The sequence below is a fragment of the Actinocrinis sp. genome, assembly GCF_035650855.1.
GTDB lineage: Bacteria > Actinomycetota > Actinomycetes > Streptomycetales > Catenulisporaceae > Actinocrinis.
In genome coordinates, this window is record NZ_DASRGV010000144.1 from 18,968 (window position 1) to 38,587 (window position 19,620).

Consider the following 19,620-nt stretch of genomic DNA (forward strand, 5'->3'; position numbering starts at 1 on the left):
CGGCTACCTCGGGCCCGGGGCCGCGGCGAGCGAACCGGTGTCCTCGAAGCGCTGCCGCAGCCGCCGGGAGAGCTCGATGCGCTGCACCTTCATGGTGGCGGTGCGCGGCAGCTCGGCCAGCGGCAGCTGCACCGGGTCGGCCAGCTGCGGGAAGTTCGCCACGGCCGCGCGCCAGCGCTCCAGGTCCAGCGGCTCGTCGTGCCGGGTGCACACCACCGGCAGCGGCTCGCGGCTCGGGCCCGGGATGACCACCACCTCGATCAGCTCCGCCATCCGCCCGAGCACCGAGTCCTCGATCTCCAGCGTGCTCTCCACCTGGTCGATCACGTCCACGGCCCGGTCCAGGATGTGCACGCAGCCGCGCCAGGTCCGGAAGCCGACGTCGCCGGTGCGCCACCAGGAGCCGCTCTCCTCGGCGCGGAACCTCGACTCCTCGCCGAAGTAGCCGACCGCGCGTCCGTCGGTGCGCGCCTCGACGAAGCCCGGCGTCCGCTTCGAGGGCCGCTGCCCGTTGCGCGGCACGATCCTGATATGCGTCATGCCGGGCAGCGGGCGGCCAAGGCAGCGTCCGTCGGCCGAAGCCGCGTTCTTCGGGTTGTAGCGGCGGCCGGTCAGCGGGCCGCACTCGCTCTGCCCGTAGATCTGGAAGAAGTGCGGCCTGGCGCGCTCCGAGGCGGACAGCAGCTTGTCGATGGTGCCCGGGTGGATGGCGTCGAAGGTGCCGCTGAACAGCCCGACGTTGGCCAGCGGCCGCAGCGGGTGGCCGACCAGCGCCTCCCACTCGACATAAGAGTTCGGATGCGTCTCCACGATGCCGGGCCGGTGCTCGGCGAACAGCTCGGCCACCTTCTGCGGCTCCCCGTCGGCGAGCACCAGCGTGGGCATGCCCTTGGGCAGCGCCATGGCCATCGCCATGAACATGCGCGAGTGCACGAAGGAGATGTGCAGCGCGTACGGTCCTGGGTCGCGCACCAGCTTGGCCAGCAGCGCCTGCGGCCGCAGCCGGCCGGCCAGGGAACGCGCGGTGTGCACGACAAGTTTCGGGATCCCGGTCGTGCCCGAGGTGTGCGTCATCAAGGCCGGACTGTCGATGTCAGGCATGGTGATCCGCGGCAGCGCCGACCCGGCGAGCGTGCCGAGGTCGAGGGCGTCCACGACGGCGGCGTCGATCGCTGCGGAGCCGGTCACCAGACCGGCCGTGATCACGCGGGCGGTCAGCTCGCGCAGCGGCCGGCCGGCCAGCTCTTCACCGAGCTTGCCAGCGTCGGTCAGCAGGAACGGCTGGTCGAGCCGGGCCAGCAGCGCGGCCACGGTCTCGCCGTCGAGCGCGGGGGAGAGCAGCGCGGGCACCGCGCCGAGGCGCGCGATCGCGCAGCCGAGAAGGTAGATGTCGAAGTTGTGCCGCTTGTACAGCGCGACGCGCGAACCCGGCCGCACCCCGGCCGCCCACAGCCGGCCCGCGAAGTCGTCGACCAGCGCGGCCAGCCGCGCGGTCGTGATCGACCGGCCGGCCTCCGGGCAGGCGTCCATGTCGTGGTCCAGCCGGATCAGCGTGTCAGGGTACTTCTTCGCGCTGGCGGCCGGGAGCAGGCCGAGGTAGAGCCCTCGCCTGCCCAGCGGAATGTGCAACATGCTCGGTGCCTCCTGGAGGCTCGTAGAGGGCTGTCGTAGTCGTGTGCGCGGCTAGCGCCGCGCGGTCCCGAGCGCCGGCAGGCGTTGACACAGTTCGTGCGCGTCCTCGGCGGAAACCGGGACGCCGAACAGTTCCCGCAGCGCGCGCACGACCGCGTCGTCGTGCAGCTCGATGCGTTCCTCGCGGCCGTCGCAGCGCCTTGTCGTCAGCTCCCGGTCGACCAGGGTGTGCCGGACCCGCGGCCTGCCGCGCATCGCGATCAGCCGGCCGACGAAGGTGGAGCGCGGGTGCGTGGCGGTGAAGTGGTTGGAGACCTCGAAGTCCGGGAGGACGTGGCGCTCCAAGCGGAAGGCGTACAGGTCGAACCAGCGGTCCGGGTGCAGCGCTTGCAGCACCCAGTGCTCGCCCTCGTCGGTCAGCCGCCAAGTCCAGCCGCCGCACCGCGCCACCGCCCCGGGCTCGAAGGCGATCGGTTCGATCAGGCCCTCGTCGCCGAATCCGACGTCCGCGAGCCAGAGCCCGTCCTGCGCGGTGACCCGCAGGAACGCGTGCGCCCGGTAGCGCACGACGGTGCTGCCGCGGCGCACCCGGGCGAGGTGCCGCTCCACCTGGAAGCCGAGGCGTTCGAGCGCCGCGGCGAACAGCAGATTGTGCTCGAAGCAGTAACCGCCGCGCCGGTCGCGCACGAATTTGCGTTGCAGGGAGGGCAGGTCGAGCGGAACCGGCCGGCCGAGCGCCACCTCGACGTTCTCGAACGCGATCGCCTCCGTGTGCGCCCGGTGCAGCGCGGCGAGCGCGACGCCGGTGGCCTCGCGCGGCCCGCGGTAGCCGATTCTGTCGAGGTACGCCTCCAGGTCGAGTTCCGCGACCTGCCAGTCGGTCTCGCCGTCATGGCGCACCCGCGCGGGTGCCTGCGGTTCCGGTCGGGCGGGCGGGCGGGTGGCCTGAACGGTCATGGGGGTCGCTCCACGGGTTCGTCAGGTACGTTAGGTTCCTGACTTTCGTCAGGTTCGGCGGGCTCGCCACGGCGGCGGTGTTGTCAGGGCATTGTGATTTACGGTGCGCCGTACCTCCCGCTTACTGCGGGCGCTTGGCAAGCTCGCATCCGGCTGCGGCCAGCGTCAACGCGCCTCGGCAGGGTCCGTCACGTCGGGGGTGACTGAGGGACCTGATGAACTCCCGGCCACCTGACAGAGTGCCGCGGGAGATCTTGGCCGCCCGCCGCGGCGCTTCGCAGAATCCCGATATACCCAGCCGCGCTCGGCGGCGTTCGGGAACCGGGTTCACGGAAAGGGACCGGCGTGATCGAATCAGCGGGCGGTGCGTCCACCCTGATCGAAGGCACCGCGTCTGCGCGCACGGCTGCTGCGGATTCTGATTCGAATGCCGTATTCGCATCCGTGTCCGTGCCCACCGCGTACGGAATTGTCGACGGCAGCCGCGAAGGCGGCGTCGCGGTATTCCGTGGCGTGCCTTATGCCCAGCCCCCGATCGGCGCACTGCGGTTCCGCTCCCCACAGCCGCCCGAGCCGTGGACCGGGCACCGGTCCGCGGCCGGGTTCAGCCCGCCGTTCGTTCAGTCCGGCGCACCCGAGAGCAGCGAAGACGCGCTGTATGCCAACGTATGGACACCTGATACCGCGGGCCGGTTCCCGGTGCTGGTCTACATCCACGGCGGCGGCTGGCAGGTCGGCGCCGGCAGCGTCCCGACCTTCGACGGCGCGCTGCTCGCCGAGACCGGCGAACTCGTCGTGGTCAACTTCAACTACCGGCTCTCCGGCTTCGGCTGGGGACTGCACGAGGAGCTCGCGGACCCCCGCACCGGGCTGTGCGCCAACTGGGGAATGCAGGACCAGGCGGCGCTGCTGGACTGGGTCTCGGCGAACATCTCGGCCTTCGGCGGCGACCCGGAGAACATCACGCTGTGCGGCACCTCCGCCGGCGGCGCGACGGCCTGGCTGCTCGCGCTGCGCGCCCGCGATCGCAACATCCGCAGGCTGATCAGCATCAGCGCCGCGCACGGCCTGCCGCCCGCGACCGCGCTCACGCCCCAGGACTCCCGCAGCGTGTACCAAGCCATCGCCGCGCAATTCGGCACCGATGTCAGGGGCCTGCGCAGCATTCCGCACCCCGCGTTCCACCAGGCTTGGCTGGACGCGTTCAGCGGCAGCCCGGACACGCGCCGCGTCGCCAGCGGACGGGAATATCGCGGCCCGATTCTCGACGGAGACACCGTCACAGAGCTCGCATACAGCGCACCGACACCCAACGTGTCGATCATGAGCATTCACACGGCGACCGAGGGTTCCTTCTTCACCGATCCGCTCTCACTCTCCTTCCCGCCGGCGCCGCCCGCCCCCACCGACAGCGCCGAGCTCTACGCGGCGGTGCGCGCGGTGCTCACCAAGATCACCCCGCAGCCTGAAGCAGACCTCGCCGAAGCCTGCGTGTGGGCCTACCGCGACGCCGCCGAGGACGAGGGCCTGCCGATGGACCCGCGCACGCTGTGGACCGAGGTCTGGGGCGACGCGCTGTTCCGCCACCAAGGCGTGCGCCTGGCCGAGAAGCACGCCCGCACCGGCCGCGCCCCCGGCTACCTGATGCAGTTCGCGCACCCGGTGCGCGCACCGCATTTCGGCACCCCGCACGATGCGACCTCGAAATTCCTGTTCGGCTCGCACGCCCATCCGCTCAACGTCGCGCAGTTCGGCGACGGGCCACAGGAGCGGCGCGTCTCAAGGATTTTCATCGAACTGGTCGCCTCGTTCGCGCACACCGGTGAACCGAAGGCACAGGACGCGCCGCCCTGGCCGCGGTTCGACCCGGAGCTTCCCAGCACGCTGATTCTCGGCGGCCCGCAGGTCGCCCGGGTGGCGGGCACGCCGAAGCGGCGCCAGTTGCGCTTCTGGGACGACACCGGCCTGCTCCCGCGCCCCTGATCCGCCCGCGCCGACCACGAATACCCGACCCGGCCCCACGAGGTGGAGGGAACCCATGGCACAGCAGGTCGCCGTCGTCACCGGAGCCGCCGCAGCGGTCGGCACCGAGATCGCCCGCGTCCTCGGCCGGCAGGGCCTGGCGGTCGCGGCCGTCGACCGGCACGAGCCGCGGCTGCGGGAGAAGGCGGAGAAGCTGGCCGCCGACGGCCTGACCGTGCGCGCCTTCCCGGCGGATCCCGCGCTCGCGCAGTCGGCCCAGACCGCAGTCGCCGAGGTCGAGCGCGAACTCGGCGAGATCGACTTCCTGGTCAACGCCGCCGCCGCGCAACGCCTCGGCGACGTCGCGGAATACCGGCACGCGGACTGGCTGGACGCCTTCGAGACCAACGTCACCGGCGTGTTCCTGCTCTCCCAGGCGGTGGCGCGCCGGATGGTCCCGCGTCGCCGCGGCGCGATCGTCACCGTCACAGCCGCAGTCGGCGTGCCGCGCGCCGGAGCATCAGCATTCTGCGCGGCATCCGCGGCCGCGGCGATGTTCACCCGATGCCTGGGTCTGGAAGTAGCCCGGCACGGCGTGCGATGCAACGTCGTCGCGCACGGCGCGCTGGACACCGTCGCCCGCTCCGTCCCCGGCGCCGCGCCCAAGGGCACCATCGACGGCCTGCCCGACCGGTTCCGCACCGGCATCCCGCTGGGCCGCACCGCGCGGCCCGCGGACATCGCCGAACTCGTCGGCTACCTGCTTTCCGACAAGGCCTCTTATATCAACCTTCAGACCATAAGCGTCGACGGCGGGGCGGGATTGGGCGCGTGAAGCCGCGTTTCCTCCCCGTCGACCACAGGAAGGCGAGCACGATGATCAGCACAGTCACCGCGGTGCCCAACGACTCCCGAGCCGCCGCGCGCATCCCGCGGGCGGCCGCGACTGGCGCGGTCACCGTGCCCGAGGTGCTGCGCCGACGCGCGGCACAGCAGCCGGACCGCACGGCGTTCGTCTTCCTGCTCGACGGCGAAGAGCCCGGCGAGAGCCTGACCTACGCCGAACTCGACCGGGCCGCCACCGAACGCGCGAGCGCGCTGCGCGCCGCCGGGCTCCAACAGGGCAATGCCCTGATGCTGTATCCGCCGGGCCTTGAGTTCGTCAAGAGCCTGTTCGGCTGCATGTACGCCGGGATCGCCGGAGCGCCGGTCCAGGTGCCGACCCGGGAGCGCGGCTACGAGCGGCTGCGCAAGATCGCCGACGACTCGGGGGCGCGCGTCATCCTCACCGACGGCGCGACGCTCGACGGTCTGCGTGCCGGACTCTCCGGCTCACGGCAACTCGACGGCCTCACGCTGCTCGCCACGGACGCACCGCCGGCGGCAGCCGCCGACGCCGCGGGAAGCCAGCGCGCCGCAGCCGCGAACGCGTCGCAAGACCCTGAGTCAATCGCCCTCGATCCGAACAGCACGGCGCTGCTCCAGTACACCTCGGGCTCCACCGGCGACCCGAAGGGCGTGATGATCAGCCACGCGAACTTCCTCGCCAACGCGGCCGAGACCGACGAGCTGTGGCCCTGCGGCGAGGGCGCGGTGTTCGTCTCCTGGCTTCCGCACGTGCACGACATGGGCATGCTCTTCGGCATCATCGCGCCGCTGTGGGCCGGCGCCCCCTCGTACTTGATGGCCCCGGCCGCCTTCGTGCGCCGCCCGGGCCGCTGGCCACAGGCGATCTCCAGGTTCCGCGGCACGCACAGCGCCGGACCGAGCTTCGCCTACGAACTGTGCGTGCGCGAGGCGGCGCAGCACGGCGTGCCCGAAGACCTCGACCTGTCCTGCTGGCGGGTGGCCGGCAACGGCGCCGAACCGGTGCGCTGGGGCGTGGTCGAGCAGTTCACCGCCGCGTACGCCGCCGTCGGCTTCCGGCCGGAGGCGATGTGCCCCGGCTTCGGCCTGGCCGAGAACACCCTCAAGGCCAGCGGCAGCCCGCTCGACCAGAAGCCCACCGTGCTGTGGGTCGATCCCGACGCCCTGCGCGAGGATCGCGTCGAGCAGGTGCCCGAAGACCAGACGGGTGCGCTACCCCTGGTCGGCAGCGGCGTCGCGGTCGGCGAGACCCGGCTGTGGATCGTCGACACGGTGACCCGCGAGCCGCTGCCGGAGGGCCGCGTCGGCGAGATCTGGATCAGCGGCCCCTGCGTCGCCGCCGGATACCTCGGCCGCGAACAGGAGAACCAGGAGATCTTCCGCGCCCGCGCGGCCACGGAGCAGGACCCTGAATCACCCACCTACCTGCGCACCGGCGACCTCGGCTTCATGCACCGCGGGGAGCTGTTCGTGGCCGGACGCCTCAAGGACGTCATCATCCGCAAGGGCCGCAACTACTACCCGCAGGACATCGAGTTCGCGGTCGAGAGCGCCGAACCCCGGCTCGGCCCGAACAGCTCGGTGGCCTTCTCCGTGGACGACGGCACCGCCGAACAGCTGGTCCTCGTCGTCGAGGCGGCCGGCCGGGCGTTCGGCGAGGACGGCCCCGAAGCGCTGCGCGAACGCATCCGCGCGGCCGTGTACGACTCGCACCGCCTGCACGCGGACGACGTGGTGCTGGTGCGCCGCGGCTCGCTGCCCAAGACCTCCAGCGGCAAGGTGCAGCGCCGCAGCTGCCGCCGGCAGTACCTCGAAGGCACCCTGGCGCTCACCGCGATCAAGGACGGGAACTGATGGACACAGCAGTGCGCGCCGGCTCGCCCGGGTCAGCGATCCTCGGCGTGGGCGGCTACCGGCCCGCCCGGATCGTCGGCAACGACGAGATCTGCCGGCGCATCGACTCCTCGGACGAGTGGATACGCAAGCGCAGCGGCATCGCCGCGCGCCGCATCGCAGGGCCCGATGAGACCGTGCTGAGCATGGCCGCCGGGGCCGCCGCGAAGGCGATGGCGCACGCGGGCCTCTCGCCGGAGCTGCTGGACACCGTGCTGCTGGCCAGCGTCTCGCGGCTCGAGCAGTGCCCGCCGGGAGCGCCCCGGGTCGCCTCGGCGCTCGGCGCGCGCGGCGCCGCCGCCATGGACGTCGGCGCGGCCTGCGCAGGGTTCTGCTACAGCCTCGCGATGGGCGACGCGCTGATCCGATCCGGCAGCTCGCGGTACGTCGCGGTGATCGGCTCGGAGAAGATGAGCGACATCGTCGACCCCGAGGACCGCGGCACGGCGTTCCTGTTCGGCGACGGAGCCGGAGCGGTGGTCCTGGGACCGGCCGAGCGGCCCGGCGTCGGCCCGGTGGTCTGGGGCTCCGACGGCGACGGCCACCACCTCATCCAGCACAACCACACCTGGCTGGACCTGCGCGACCAGCCCGATCTGCCGTGGCCGACGCTGCGCATGGAGGGCACCGAGGTGTTCCGCTGGGCGATGCAGGTCGCGCCCAAGGCGAGCAGGCAGGCCCTGGAAGCGGCCGGCGTCGGCGAGGACGAGATCTCGGCGTTCATCCCGCACCAGGCCAACGGCCGGATCATCGACGCGGTGGTCAAGGCGATGGGCCTGCCGGACAACGTGCTGGTGGCCCGCGAGGTCACCGAGTTCGGCAACACCTCGGCCGCCTCCGTGCCGCTGGCGCTCGAGGACCTGGTCAACCGCGGCGGCCTGCCGGGCGGAAGCAAGGCCCTGATGGTCGGCTTCGGGGCCGGTCTGGTGTACGCGGCGCAGGTGGTCGAGCTGCCATGAGCCAGACCACGATCGACAAGAACGCCCTGATCGACAAGAACGCCGTCGTTGAGCAGAGCGCACAAGCGGAGACGGTCTCCGGCGCTCCCGCCTCCACGGCCGCGCCGGCGAATGCGGACCCTGAGAGCGGTCGCACCGCGCGCCGGCTGGCCGAGCTCGGCCGCCGCAGGGCGCAGCTCGAGGCGCAGCGCACCGGCCCGGCCGCCGAGGCCCAACGCCACAAGGGCAAGGCCACCGCGCTGGACCGGGTCGAGCAGCTGCTCGATCCCGGCTCCTTCGTCGAGTTCGACGAACTGGTGCGCCACCGCAGCCACAGCTACGGTATCGAGCGCAACCGCCCGTACGGCGACGGTGTGGTCACCGGGTACGGGACCATCGACGGGCGCCGGGTGTGCGTGTTCTCTCAGGACTTCACCGTGCTCGGCGGCAGCCTCGGCGAGGCGTTCGGCGAGAAGGTCGTCAAGGTCATGGACTTCGCCATCCGCACCGGCTGCCCGATCATCGGCATCAACGACTCCGGCGGCGCGCGCATCCACGAGGGCGTCGTCTCCCTGGCCTACTACGCGGAGATCGTGCGCCGGCACGTGGCCGCCTCCGGCGTGGTGCCGCAGATCTCCATCATGGTGGGCCCGTGCGCGGGCGGCGCGGTGTACGCCCCGGCGCTCACCGACCTGGTCGTGATGGTGGACGAGATCTCGCACATGTTCGTGACCGGGCCGGAGGTGCTGCGCGCGGTCACCGGGCAGACGGTCAGCACCCAGGACCTCGGCGGCGCGCTCAGCCACAACTCCGTCAGCGGCTGCGCCCACTACCGCGCCGCCACCGAGGCCGAGGCCTTCGAGCACGTGCGCCTCTTCCTCGGCCATCTGCCCTCGAACAACATGTCCGATCCGCCGGCCTACGCCACCGCCGCGCGCCCGGACCCCACCGAGCAGGACTACGCGCTCGACAGCCTCATCCCGGACCGGGCCTCCGAGCCGTACGACATGATGCGCGTGGTGCGCACCGTCGTCGACGACGGCGAACTGGTCGAGGTGCACCCCGACTTCGCCCGCAACGTGATCTGCGCGCTGGCCAGGATCGACGGGCGCAGCGTCGCCGTCGTCGCCAACCAGCCGCTGCATCTTGCGGGCGTGCTGGACTGCGACGCGAGCGACAAGGCCGCGCGCTTCATCCGGCTCTGCGACGCCTTCCACATTCCGGTCCTGACCTTCGTCGACGTGCCCGGATTCCTCACCTCCGTGGACCAGGAGCGCGGCGGCATCATCCGGCGCGGAGCGAAGCTGCTGTACGCGTACTGCGAAGCCACCGTGCCGATGGTCACGGTCATCACCCGCAAGGCCTACGGTGGCGGCTACGGCGTCATGGGCTCCAAGCACCTCGGCATCGACGTCAATCTCGCCTGGCCCACGGCCGAGATCGCGGTGATGGGCGGCGCCGGAGCGGTGAGCGTGCTGCATCGCAAGGCCCTGCTCTCGGCCGAGGACCCGGCCGCGGAACGCGCCCGCCTGCTGGCGCAGTACGAAGACGAGATGTGCACCCCGTACCTGGCGGCGGAGCGCGGCTACGTGGACGCGGTGATCATGCCGCACGAAACCCGCACACGGGTCGCCTCGGCGCTGGCGGCGTTGCAGGACAAGCGCGCGTCCCGGCTCAGCCGCAAGCACGGGAACATACCACTGTGAATCAGAAGCCTGTCATGTGTGGCGCGTTGGTCGCGGAGCCGGGCGCGGTGGACCTCAGTCAGTTCGAGGTGCGTGGGAACCCCACCGACGAGGAACTGCTCGCGGCGGTGACCGCGCTGCTCGCCGTGCTCGACGCGCCCCCGCCGCAGCCGCCGCCGCGCTGGCGTTCCCGTCCCGTGCCCCCGCCGTCGGTGCTGCCCCGAGGCGCCGGCGCCTGGCGCGCCGGCGGCTGGTCGTGATCCCGATCTTTGGAGACCCGATGCACGACGTACTGCAGGAAATACGATCCGCGCCCGCCCGCCAGCAGCCGGACTGGGCGGACCGGGACCAGGTCGACCGGGTGGTGCGCGAGCTGGAGACGCGCCGCCCGCTGGTCGGCGCCCACGATGTGCGTACCCTGCGTTCCCTGCTCGCCCATGTGGCGCAGGGCAGGGCCCTGATCGTTCAGGCGGGCGACTGCGCCGAGGACCCCGCCGAGTGCGGCGCGGTGGACGTCTCCCGCAAACGCGCGCTGCTCGACCTGCTGGCCGGCACCGTGCGCATGGCCGCGCACAAGCCGGTGCTGCGCGTGGGCCGCATCGCCGGGCAGTACTGCAAGCCCCGCTCCAACCCGGTCGAGCAGGTCGGCGGGCGCCGCCTGACGCCGTACCGCGGCCACATGGTCAACCTGCCGGAGCCCACCGAGGAGCGCCGCCGCCCCGACCCGCGGCGGATCCTGGACTGCTACGCCTCCGCCGACCTGATCGTCAACCGGCTCGGCTGGTGGGGCCGGCGCGAGCCCCTGCTCGAGGCCGGCGTGTGGACCAGCCACGAGGCGCTGCTGCTCGACTACGAGATCCCGATGCTGCGGCACACCAGCGCCGGCGGGCTGCTGCTGACCTCCACCCACTTCCCCTGGATCGGCGAGCGCACCCGGCAGCTCGACGGCGCGCACGTGGCGATGCTGCGCCGCGTCGTCAACCCGGTCGCCTGCAAGGTAGGCCCGCAGATGACCCCGGACGAGGCGGTGGCGCTGTGCGAGCAGCTCGACCCGCGCCGCGAGCCCGGACGGCTCACCCTGATCTCCCGCATGGGCGCCGACCTGGTCACGCGGCGGCTGCCCGCGCTGGTGCGGGCGGTGCGTGCGGCCGGCCACCCGGTGATCTGGCTGTGCGACCCCATGCACGGCAACACGATCACCACTCCCGACGGACTCAAGACCCGCCTGCTCGACACCGTGATCGCCGAGGTGCGCGGTTTCCAGTGGGCGGTGAACACCTCCGGCGGCGTGGCCGGCGGACTGCACCTGGAGACCACGCCGGACGCGGTGACCGAATGCGTGCCCTGCGAATCCTGGACCGACCGGGTCGCGCACAAGTACACCACGCTGTGCGACCCGCGGCTCAACCCGCAGCAAGCGGTCCAGGTCGCCGCAGCCTGGCAGGGCTGAACGCAGCGTCGCGCCAGCCCGAACCGACAGCCTTCCCGCGGCGCATGAGTGGAGTCGACGAAGTGATGCAGAGTACTGACAGTGCGCCGGCCGCGATCGTGACCGGCGCGGCGAGCGGAATCGGCGCGGCCGTGGCCCGCACCCTGGCTGAGCGGGGCATGGCGGTCGCCGCCGTGGACCGCGACGCGCGGCGGCTGCGCGAGTGCGCGGAGAAGATCGCCGCGGACGGCGGCACGATCCACCCGGTGCCCGCCGACGTGTCCGATCCGGCCGAGGTCGAGGCGGCGGTGGCCGAGGCGGCCGAACTGCTCGGGCCGCCGGACTACCTGGTGAACGCGGCCGGGATCCTGCGCCTCGGCGCGGCGGTGGAGCTCACCGACCAGGACTGGAGCGCGACGTTCGCGGTCAACGCCACCGGCGTGTTCCTCATGTCCCGGGCCGTGGTGCGCCGCATGCTGCCGCGCCGCCGCGGCGCGGTGGTGACCGTGGTGTCCAACGCCGCCGGGACCGCGCGCAGCCAGATGTCGGCGTATGCGGCCTCGAAGGCAGCCGCCGAGTCGTACACGAAATGCCTCGGCCTTGAGGTCGCGGAGCACGGCATCCGCTGCAACCTCGTGGCCCCCGGATCGACCGACACCCCGATGCTGCGGGCCATGTGGTCCGACGAGTCCGGCGAAGCGAGCACGCTCCACGGAAACCTGGGCGCGTACAAGGTGGGCATCCCGCTGCGCAAACTCGGCCGGCCGCAGGACGTCGCGGACGCCGTCGCGTTCCTCCTCTCGGATCAGGCCTCGCACATCACCATGCACACGCTGACCGTGGACGGAGGCGCGACGCTCGGTGTTTAACAACAGTCTGAGACGTAGGACGCGCGGTTTGCCGGCGCCGAGCCGAGACCGGGTGGCCCGATGAGCGGCATCCCTGTCATCGAGCCCTATCCGTTGCCCGGCCCCGGCGACCTACCGCCCAACATCGCCACCTGGACCGTCGATCCCGGCCGCGCCGTGCTGCTCGTGCACGACATGCAGCGCTTCTTCCTGCGTCCGCTGCCGCGACAGCTGCGCGAAGCCCTCATCGCCAACGCCGCACGGCTGCGCGAGACCTGCGCCCAAAGCGGCATGCCGATCGCGTACACCGCCCAGCCCGGCGGTATGACGCGACAGGAGCGCGGCCTGCTGGCCGACTTCTGGGGACCGGGCATGACTACCGCGCCGGCCGACCGGCACGTCGTCCCGGCCCTGGCCCCGGCCCTGGAGGACTGGACGCTCACGAAGTGGCGGTACAGCGCGTTCCACCGCTCCGGCCTGCTCGACGCGATGCGCGCCAACGGCCGCGACCAGCTGGTGATCTGCGGCGTGTACGGCCATGTCGGCGTCCTCGCCTCGGCCGTCGAGTCGTTCTCCCACGACATCCAGACCTTCCTCGCCGCGGACGCCATCGCGGACTTCTCCCTCGCGGACCACCGCATGACGATCGAATACGCGGCACGGCGCTGCGCGGTGGTCGAGAGCACCGAGCGGCTGATCGGCATGGCGGCCAAGGAGGTGGCGCCGTGATCTTCCGGCGGCCTTGCGGCCTCGACGCGGACCACGGCGGCCTGCTCGACCGGATCCTGTCCGCCGACCCGCCGCCCTTCGCGCTGATCCACCGGCCCGCGTCCTTCCGCAGAGGCGTGCTCGAAGTGCTGGTCGGCGAGGTCGGCGAGTATCAGAACCTTGCGGACCTGCCGGTGCCGCCGGCGCGGGACGCCGAACCCGGAGCCCGCCACGACCTGCTGGCCCTGGTGCCCTATCGGCAGATCGCAGAACGCGGATACGAGTGCGTGGACGACGGCGCACCGCTGATCGGGATGCGCATCACCGGCCAAGCCGCGATCGCCGCCGACGAAGTACGAGCCCGCATTCCCGACCTGCCCGTGGAGCTGTCCGGGGCCGGATTCGACATCGACGACGAGACGTACGCGGCGACCGTGCGCGCCGTGCTGGACGACGAGATCGGCCACGGCGTCGGGGCCAACTTCGTCATCAAGCGCTCCTTCACCGCCCGGATCGGCGGCTACGGCCCGCACCGCGGCCTGGCCCTGTTCAACCGGCTGCTGGCCCAGGAGAGCGGCGCGTACTGGACCTTCATCGTGTACACCGGCGCCACCACGCTGATCGGCGCGTCGCCGGAGCGGCACGTCGGACTCGACTCGGGCACCGTGTCGATGAACCCGATCAGCGGCACCTACCGCTATCCGCCGGACGGCCCGACCCTCTCCGGCGTGCTGGACTTCCTGCGCGACCCCAAGGAGATCGACGAGCTGTACATGGTCGTCGACGAGGAACTGAAGATGATGTCGCTGGTCTGCGACGGCGGCGGCCGGGTGACCGGCCCGCGGCTGAAGGAGATGGCGAACCTCGCGCACACCGAGTACTTCATCGAGGGCGCCAGCGCGCGCACCCCGCAGGAGATCCTGCGCGGCACGCTGTTCGCTCCGACCGTCACCGGCAGCCCGCTGGAGAGCGCCTGCCGGGTGATCCGCAAATACGAGCCCGAGGGGCGCGGCTACTACGCCGGCGCCGTCGCGCTGTTCGGCCGCGACGAAGCCGGCGCCGCCGCGCTCGACTCGGCCATCCTGATCCGCACCGCCGAGATCGACCGGACCGGGGCGCTGCGCCTGAGCGTCGGCGCGACCCTCGTGCGCCACTCCCGCCCGTGGGACGAGGTCGCGGAGACCATGGCCAAGGCGGCCGGACTGCTGGCCGCGCTGCGGCCCGTGCCGCCGGCGGGCACACTGGCCACGAGCGCCGGCCCATTGCCGCGCACGGCCGCGCAGCCCGGTTTCGCTCGGCATCAGCGGGTTGCCCAGGCGCTCGCCGAACGCAACCGGAACATCTCAGCGTTCTGGACGGCGCCGCACGCGCAGCGCCGCGATCCGCTGCCCGGACTTGAGGGTCTGCGGGTGCTGCTCGTCGACGCGGAGGACACCTTCACCGGGATGCTCGGCGACCAGCTGGCCGCGCTGGGGCTGCGCATCGAGGTGCGCCGCTTCGACGAGGCGTACTCGCTAGACGACTCCGACGCGGTCGTCCTCGGTCCGGGGCCGGGCGATCCACGGGAGCTGACCCGCCCGAAGATCCGGCACCTGCACGAGGCGGCGCAGCAGCTGCTGCGTACGCGCCGGCCGTTCCTCGCGGTCTGCCTGAGCCACCAGGTCCTGTGCCGGCGACTCGGCCTCGAGGTTGGCCCGCTGCCGGTGCCCAACCAGGGCCTGCAGCGCGAGATCGAGTTCTTCGGCGCGAGCGAGCGGGTCGGGTTCTACAACTCCTTTGCCGCGCACTGCGCCGTGGACTCCTTCCCCGCGGCCCGCGCCGGGCGGGTACGCGTCAGCCGGAACCCGTCCACCGGCGAGGTCTACGGCCTGCTCGGCCGGCGCTTCGCCTCCACCCAGTTCCACGTCGAGTCCGTGCTCACCCTCGACGGGCCGAGAATCGTCGGCGAATTGCTGCGGCGAATATTGACGCCGGCCCTCCAGAATTCATCTTCCGGACGCGTTTAAGGCAGCGTGGAATCACCGATCCGGCAGGACGGAAACAGGGTCCTGTCGTGATCGGAACGCGTATCGCCGAGGCCTGATCTGGGGTATATTCGAAGTAACCGGGGATCTCCTTTATCCGTTTCTTTCACGGGCGCGCGCCCGCGTTTTCCGGCGCGCCCGCCCGTGCGCTCCCTTGAAAGCGAGGCCTTCATGGCGATCGAGCAGACCGATCGGCGCGCGGAGGCCCGCCGCCGCAATCAGGCCGGCGGCAGGATCAACTTCGCGGCGATGTACGCCACCCACGACGCCTTCGAACGGGACCTGCGGCGCCTGGCCGCCGCCGTCGCGGACGGCACGGAGCAGGCCCCGGGCGTGCGGGCCGGCTGGGCGGGGTTCAAGCACCACTTGCATGTCCACCATGTGTCCGAGGACGCGACGCTCTGGCCGGTCCTGCGGCGCAAGGCGGCCGGCCCGGCGGCGGTCGAGGTGCTCGACGCGATGGAACGCGAGCACGCGCAGATCGATCCGCTGCTCGAACGCATCGACGCGGCATACGCGGCGGCTGATCGCAGCGGCCTTGCCGACGCGGTGGCCGACGCCGCCGAGGCGCTGACCGGCCACCTGATCCACGAGGAACTGGAGGCGCTGCCGCTGATCGAGGAGCATCTGACCAAGAAGGAGTGGCGGGCGTTCCCCAACCACTCGCGCAAGATGCAGACCTTGAGCCAGGGCCTTGAGGTGCTGCCCTGGGCGCTGAGCGGAGCGTCCGACGAGACGTATCAGCGTGCGATGGCGCTGCTCCCGGCGCCCGCACGGCTGGTCTACCGCCGGGTGCTGGCGCCCAAGTACGCGCGCAAGGGCGTTTGGAGCACCGCCGGCTGATCACGCACGGAGCCCGCCGCCCGGAAACCGGGCGGCGGGCTCTGGCGCTGCTGCACGGGACAGCAGCCGGGGAGGGGAGGATGGTCAAGGGGAGCGATCCGGCGCTTGCTTACCCGCGCGCGAGCAAGGGCTGTTCGCTCGGGCGCAGCCACGGCATCGGCTCAGGGTGCTGAGCCTCGCGCCGACCCGGCCGGACCGCGCCGACTTCATACGCGTAGATGACCGCCTGCACGCGGTTACGCACGCCGAGCTTTTCGAGCAGCCGCTGGACGTGCGACTTGACGGTGTGTTCACTCACTGACAGCCGCTGCGAGATCTCCGCGTTACTCAAGCCCTGTGCGATAAGGCGCAGCACGGCGGTCTCTCGCCGGGTCAGCCGCGCCGGTGCCTCGGCCGTACTCATCCGCGCTGTACGTGTGGAAGTCTGCTGTTTCATTGCGTGGTCCGCGGAGCCGCACTCCGCGGACGTGGTTCCGGCCGGCGTCGACGTTTTGAGGGGCGGGATCATCTCGCGCCTGCTTTCACGTTGCGTTCGTGCCCGGACAGTTAGACTCTTAACTCCAGTGCATCTTAGTCTCTAAGATAACTAGAAGATAAGAGGAGTAGGAGAGCGCTGTCAAGCGCGTTGCAAGGCGCGCAGGAGGCCCGCGACGTGGGCGCATGCTCGCGGGACGCCCCTTGACCGACCCCGCGCGCATGCGGACAACCCCGAGCGCCCCGTCTGCCTTGATCGCCGGGCGCTTCGCGCCGCAGCCCGTCGGGTTCGAGAGAACACGCCGCCGCGGGCCCTAGAACGTCGCGGGCACGCCCGCCCCGGCCCTGCCCAGCGCTCGGACGGCATGCGCCGCCGACGCCAAGGTGAGATGCCGGTGCCAGCCGCCGTACGACCTGCCGGTGAAGTCGCGCACCCCCACGTGGTCGGACACCTCGCGCAGATCCCGGCGCACCCGGCCGGTGAGCCGGGTCAACCGCACCAGCGCGGGCACCTCCTCCGGCATCCGGTCGGCGAGCCAGAGCTCCGCGCCCGCGCCGCCCGGTTCGCCGGAAGCAGGCTGCGGGCCGGAAACACTGAACAGGCACAGCTCCGTGGCGTCGGCGTCGAAGCCGAGCCGCACCCGCACGGCCGCGACCATGCCGTTGCGCCGGCCGCCTCCTGCCTCGTGGTTGCGCCAGGCCACCGGGCGGGTGAGGGTCCGCGCGACCTTCATGATCAAGCCGGCCGGCTGCGGCCTGGTGCTCCACCGGGCCAGCGCGCTGTCCGCCGCGGCCAGCCGCAGCCCGCCGGAGACCCGGATCAGGAACGGGACGCCGGCGGCGCGCAGCCTGCGCACCAGCGCTGCCGCGTTCATCGAGCGCGCGTCCAGCACCACCGTGCGCCGCGGCAGCCGCCAGTCGCGCGCGGTCTCCAGGCAGGCGTCGAGCGTGCACTCCTCCAGGCTGCTCGGACCCACCCCGTCCGGGATCATCGCCTGCCGCCGCCTGGCCCGGTCATCGAGCCACGAGCCCGGCAGTTGCAGGCGCCAGTTGACCGGGCAGCTGACCTCCGCGTTCGCGGCCCACACGCCGACCGCCTGCTGTGCGTTGAGCACCCGGCCGAGCTCCGGCACGAACCGCCGCTCCACCCCGATCGAGTTGCTGCCGGTCTTCTGGACGATCAGCGGCGCCGCGACCCAGGCCGCCGGGGCGGCGACGTCCTCCAGGTACTCGGCCAGCGCGATGCGCATCGGCACCCAGTCCCAGTTCGACGCGCACACGAAGTGGTGCAGGCGCTGTTCCACCTCGGAACCGCCGAACAGCGCCGCGATGTTGCGGATCGACTTGCGCCCGCGCGCGGCCAGCAGCCCGCTGAGATAGTCGGCCCCGCGGCTGCGCTGGTCGCTGCGCGGCAGGCAGGAGAACAGCCGGCAGGCCAGCGCCGCGAACACCGGATCGCGGCGCGAGGCGAACGGGTCCGGGGCGATGCTGCTTGAGGCGAGAGCGTTCGAGGCGAGAGCGCTTGAGGCGAGAGCGCTTGAGGCGAGAGCGTCCAGGGCGAGACCGTCGAAGTCGAGTACGTCGAGGTCGGCCAGGACGCCGGCGGCGTCCAGTGTGGATTCGGGCATGGAGATTCCCCGTTCACTCGGTCACGATGAGTGATGCTCGACCTCACCGATGATTGCCGAATCCTCACGCGGCTGCCCAGATCCGCACCGCACCATGTTTTGATCGGCGATGGTGGGATGGGCGGCATTCTTCGCTCGTAGGTATGAATTCCGTTGCGGAAGGGCCTGATGTGTCGGCATGATGTCGCCCCGAAATGCGCGCGGCCGCGATTTCGCGGCGCGCACAGAACCCTTATACCTCCTTATTCCGCACATCGCGCTGCCTTACTCCACGCGCACTCTTACTTGACACGCCGCCTTACTTGACACACTGTGCCGCGACCCATCGTCGACCCCTGATCGTGCGCCGCATAATCGCTGAGGTCCGCACGCGACCGCGCTCGCCGCCCGCCCGCGTCCCGCCTCGCCGCGAAGGAGCAGCGCCCCCATGACAGTCGCTTCCGAATCCCGCACCACGGCCGTGGGCATCGTCGGCACCGGCGCCTATCTGCCCGCCGAGGTGATCACCAACGCACAGATCGCCGAGAGCAGCGGCGTGACCGAGGAGTGGATCCTGAGCAAGACCGGCATCCGCACCCGCCGCCGCGCCGCGCCGCAGGAAGCCACCTCCGACCTCGCGTTCCACGCGGCCGAGCAGGCCCTCGGCGACGCCGGCCTGCGCCCGGACCAGCTCTCGCTGCTGATCGTCTCCACCATCACCCCGGACGGGCTCGGCCCCTCCACCGCCTGCGTCGTGGCCGGCCGCCTCGGCTGCCCGCTGACCACCGCCGCCTTCGACATGAGCGCCGCGTGCAGCGGTTTCGTCTACTCGCTGGCTATGGCCCGCCAGCACCTGCTGGCCAGCGGCGGCTACGCCCTGATCGTCGCAGCAGACGTATACACCAGGTTCGTCAACCCCAAGGACAAGCACATCGCCGTGCTGTGGGGCGACGGCGCCGGGGCCGTGGTGCTCGGCCCGGTCGGCCCGGACACCGGGATCCTGCGCACCAAGCTGCTCAGCGACGGCGCGAACTGGGACCTGGCCGGCGTGCGCGCCGGGCTGGCCCGGATGCCCGCGACCGCGCAGACCGTGGACGCGGGACTGCACTTCATGCACATGGACGGCCGCAAGATCTCCGAGATCCTGGCCTCCTTGGTGCCCGGACAGGTCCAGGCGTTCCTCGACGAGTGCGAGTGCCCGCCGCACGAGGTGACCCACCTGGTACCGCATCAGGGCAATGCCAATCTCGTGCTCGGCCTGCCGACGCTGCTCGGCCTGGAGAAATCCCGGCTGCACCTGTCGGCCGACCGGTACGGCAACACCGGCTCCGCCTCGATCCCCATCACGCTGCACGAGGCGCTGCAAGAGGAGGCCTTCCAACCCGGCGACCTCGTCCTGTTCGCCGCGTTCGGCATCGGCGTCACCCTCGGCTTCGCGCTGATCCGCTGGCCGCACCGAGACCGCATCCACGAAAGGAAGCCGGCATGACCGAGATCGACGTCGACGCCTACCTCGACCGGATCGGCGCCGAGCGCCCGAAGCGGCCGGACTACGAGGCGCTGTGCCACCTGCAGGAGCGGCACATGATGACAGTGCCCTTCGAAACCCTCGACTTCACGCTGCGGGAGATCCCGAGCATCAAGGACGAGGACGTGTACGACAAGCTCGTGCACAAGCGGCGCGGCGGCGGCTGCGGCGAGCTGAACTCCGGGTTCCGGATGCTGCTCGAAGCTCTCGGCTACCGGGTGAGCC

The 19,620-nt window shown here is 71.6% G+C and carries 17 protein-coding genes; 13 read left to right on the forward strand and 4 right to left on the reverse strand.

The genetic code is table 11. The features are described 5' to 3' along the window. Positions 1 to 3 precede the first annotated feature (3 nt). Complete coding sequence (locus VFB40_RS11265; RefSeq protein ID WP_324849695.1) at positions 4 to 1,632, reverse strand: class I adenylate-forming enzyme family protein; 1,629 nt, start codon at positions 1,630 to 1,632, stop codon at positions 4 to 6. 51 nt (positions 1,633 to 1,683) lie between these two features. After that, entirely contained in the window at positions 1,684 to 2,589 is a 906-nt protein-coding gene (locus tag VFB40_RS11270) for an arylamine N-acetyltransferase family protein (protein ID WP_324849698.1), read from the reverse strand. A gap of 345 nt (positions 2,590 to 2,934) precedes the next feature. Here VFB40_RS11270 and VFB40_RS11275 point away from each other — a divergent pair, with 345 nt between their 5' ends. From VFB40_RS11275 to VFB40_RS11325, 11 genes are all read left to right on the forward strand, one after another. Next, on the forward strand, positions 2,935 to 4,572 hold the full coding sequence (locus VFB40_RS11275; RefSeq protein WP_324849700.1) for a carboxylesterase family protein: 1,638 nt from the start codon (positions 2,935 to 2,937) through the stop codon (positions 4,570 to 4,572). Between the two features lie 55 nt (positions 4,573 to 4,627). Continuing rightward, positions 4,628 to 5,386 carry an SDR family oxidoreductase gene (locus tag VFB40_RS11280; RefSeq protein WP_324849702.1) on the forward strand — a complete coding sequence of 253 codons (759 nt, stop codon included), beginning with the start codon at positions 4,628 to 4,630 and terminating at the stop codon, positions 5,384 to 5,386. Between the two features lie 41 nt (positions 5,387 to 5,427). Further along, complete coding sequence (locus VFB40_RS11285) at positions 5,428 to 7,272, forward strand: fatty acyl-AMP ligase (protein ID WP_324849703.1); 1,845 nt, start codon at positions 5,428 to 5,430, stop codon at positions 7,270 to 7,272. Further along, positions 7,272 to 8,270: a beta-ketoacyl-ACP synthase III gene (locus VFB40_RS11290; protein ID WP_324849705.1), complete on the forward strand. Its 999-nt coding sequence runs from the start codon at positions 7,272 to 7,274 to the stop codon at positions 8,268 to 8,270. The genes VFB40_RS11285 and VFB40_RS11290 overlap by 1 nt, the downstream gene beginning before the upstream one ends. Beyond that, positions 8,267 to 9,955, forward strand: coding sequence for an acyl-CoA carboxylase subunit beta (locus VFB40_RS11295; RefSeq protein WP_324849707.1), 1,689 nt, complete (start codon positions 8,267 to 8,269; stop codon positions 9,953 to 9,955). The genes VFB40_RS11290 and VFB40_RS11295 overlap by 4 nt, the downstream gene beginning before the upstream one ends. After that, positions 9,952 to 10,194 (forward strand): acyl-CoA carboxylase epsilon subunit, encoded by a 243-nt coding sequence (locus tag VFB40_RS11300; protein ID WP_324849710.1) that lies wholly within the window; start codon positions 9,952 to 9,954, stop codon positions 10,192 to 10,194. Before VFB40_RS11295 ends, VFB40_RS11300 begins: the two co-directional genes overlap by 4 nt. A 20-nt stretch (positions 10,195 to 10,214) precedes the next feature. After that, positions 10,215 to 11,384, forward strand: a complete 1,170-nt coding sequence (locus tag VFB40_RS11305) for a 3-deoxy-7-phosphoheptulonate synthase (protein WP_324849712.1) — start codon at positions 10,215 to 10,217, stop codon at positions 11,382 to 11,384. Between the two features lie 65 nt (positions 11,385 to 11,449). Next, positions 11,450 to 12,232, forward strand: a complete 783-nt coding sequence (locus VFB40_RS11310; RefSeq protein WP_324849728.1) for a 2,3-dihydro-2,3-dihydroxybenzoate dehydrogenase — start codon at positions 11,450 to 11,452, stop codon at positions 12,230 to 12,232. Between the two features lie 60 nt (positions 12,233 to 12,292). Then, on the forward strand, positions 12,293 to 12,940 hold the full coding sequence (locus tag VFB40_RS11315) for an isochorismatase family protein (protein WP_324849713.1): 648 nt from the start codon (positions 12,293 to 12,295) through the stop codon (positions 12,938 to 12,940). Further along, positions 12,937 to 14,925 (forward strand): anthranilate synthase family protein, encoded by a 1,989-nt coding sequence (locus VFB40_RS11320; protein ID WP_324849715.1) that lies wholly within the window; start codon positions 12,937 to 12,939, stop codon positions 14,923 to 14,925. The genes VFB40_RS11315 and VFB40_RS11320 overlap by 4 nt, the downstream gene beginning before the upstream one ends. A gap of 189 nt (positions 14,926 to 15,114) precedes the next feature. Next, the gene (locus VFB40_RS11325; protein ID WP_324849717.1) at positions 15,115 to 15,786 is read left to right on the forward strand and encodes a hemerythrin domain-containing protein; all 672 of its coding nucleotides are present in this window, start codon (positions 15,115 to 15,117) and stop codon (positions 15,784 to 15,786) included. Between the two features lie 109 nt (positions 15,787 to 15,895). On the opposite strand, the gene VFB40_RS11330 is transcribed toward VFB40_RS11325, so the two are convergent. Beyond that, positions 15,896 to 16,189 carry a response regulator transcription factor gene (locus VFB40_RS11330; protein ID WP_324849720.1) on the reverse strand — a complete coding sequence of 98 codons (294 nt, stop codon included), beginning with the start codon at positions 16,187 to 16,189 and terminating at the stop codon, positions 15,896 to 15,898. A 385-nt stretch (positions 16,190 to 16,574) separates the two neighbouring features. Beyond that, positions 16,575 to 17,888: an IS701 family transposase gene (locus VFB40_RS11335; protein ID WP_324849722.1), complete on the reverse strand. Its 1,314-nt coding sequence runs from the start codon at positions 17,886 to 17,888 to the stop codon at positions 16,575 to 16,577. Between the two features lie 427 nt (positions 17,889 to 18,315). On the opposite strand from VFB40_RS11335, the gene VFB40_RS11340 reads away from it, so the two are divergent. Both VFB40_RS11340 and VFB40_RS11345 read left to right on the forward strand, forming a co-directional pair. Beyond that, on the forward strand, positions 18,316 to 19,356 hold the full coding sequence (locus VFB40_RS11340; protein WP_324849724.1) for a 3-oxoacyl-ACP synthase III family protein: 1,041 nt from the start codon (positions 18,316 to 18,318) through the stop codon (positions 19,354 to 19,356). Then, the coding region (locus tag VFB40_RS11345; RefSeq protein WP_324849726.1) for an arylamine N-acetyltransferase at positions 19,353 to 19,620 on the forward strand (268 nt) is incomplete at its 3' end. The genes VFB40_RS11340 and VFB40_RS11345, both read left to right, overlap by 4 nt.

Excerpts from the sequence above, each read along its gene's own strand:
- VFB40_RS11310 (WP_324849728.1), top strand. The coding sequence starts at position 11,450 with ATGCAGAGTACTGACAGTGCGCCGGCCGCGATCGTGACCGGCGCGGCG.
- VFB40_RS11315 (WP_324849713.1), top strand. The coding sequence starts at position 12,293 with ATGAGCGGCATCCCTGTCATCGAGCCCTATCCGTTGCCCGGCCCCGGC.
- VFB40_RS11325 (WP_324849717.1), top strand. The coding sequence starts at position 15,115 with ATGGCGATCGAGCAGACCGATCGGCGCGCGGAGGCCCGCCGCCGCAAT.
- VFB40_RS11270 (WP_324849698.1), bottom strand. The coding sequence starts at position 2,589 with ATGACCGTTCAGGCCACCCGCCCGCCCGCCCGACCGGAACCGCAGGCA.
- VFB40_RS11280 (WP_324849702.1), top strand. The coding sequence starts at position 4,628 with ATGGCACAGCAGGTCGCCGTCGTCACCGGAGCCGCCGCAGCGGTCGGC.
- VFB40_RS11340 (WP_324849724.1), top strand. The coding sequence starts at position 18,316 with ATGACAGTCGCTTCCGAATCCCGCACCACGGCCGTGGGCATCGTCGGC.
- VFB40_RS11335 (WP_324849722.1), bottom strand. The coding sequence starts at position 17,888 with ATGCCCGAATCCACACTGGACGCCGCCGGCGTCCTGGCCGACCTCGAC.
- VFB40_RS11265 (WP_324849695.1), bottom strand. The coding sequence starts at position 1,632 with ATGTTGCACATTCCGCTGGGCAGGCGAGGGCTCTACCTCGGCCTGCTC.
- VFB40_RS11285 (WP_324849703.1), top strand. The coding sequence starts at position 5,428 with ATGATCAGCACAGTCACCGCGGTGCCCAACGACTCCCGAGCCGCCGCG.
- VFB40_RS11290 (WP_324849705.1), top strand. The coding sequence starts at position 7,272 with ATGGACACAGCAGTGCGCGCCGGCTCGCCCGGGTCAGCGATCCTCGGC.
- VFB40_RS11305 (WP_324849712.1), top strand. The coding sequence starts at position 10,215 with ATGCACGACGTACTGCAGGAAATACGATCCGCGCCCGCCCGCCAGCAG.
- VFB40_RS11295 (WP_324849707.1), top strand. The coding sequence starts at position 8,267 with ATGAGCCAGACCACGATCGACAAGAACGCCCTGATCGACAAGAACGCC.
- VFB40_RS11330 (WP_324849720.1), bottom strand. The coding sequence starts at position 16,189 with ATGAGTACGGCCGAGGCACCGGCGCGGCTGACCCGGCGAGAGACCGCC.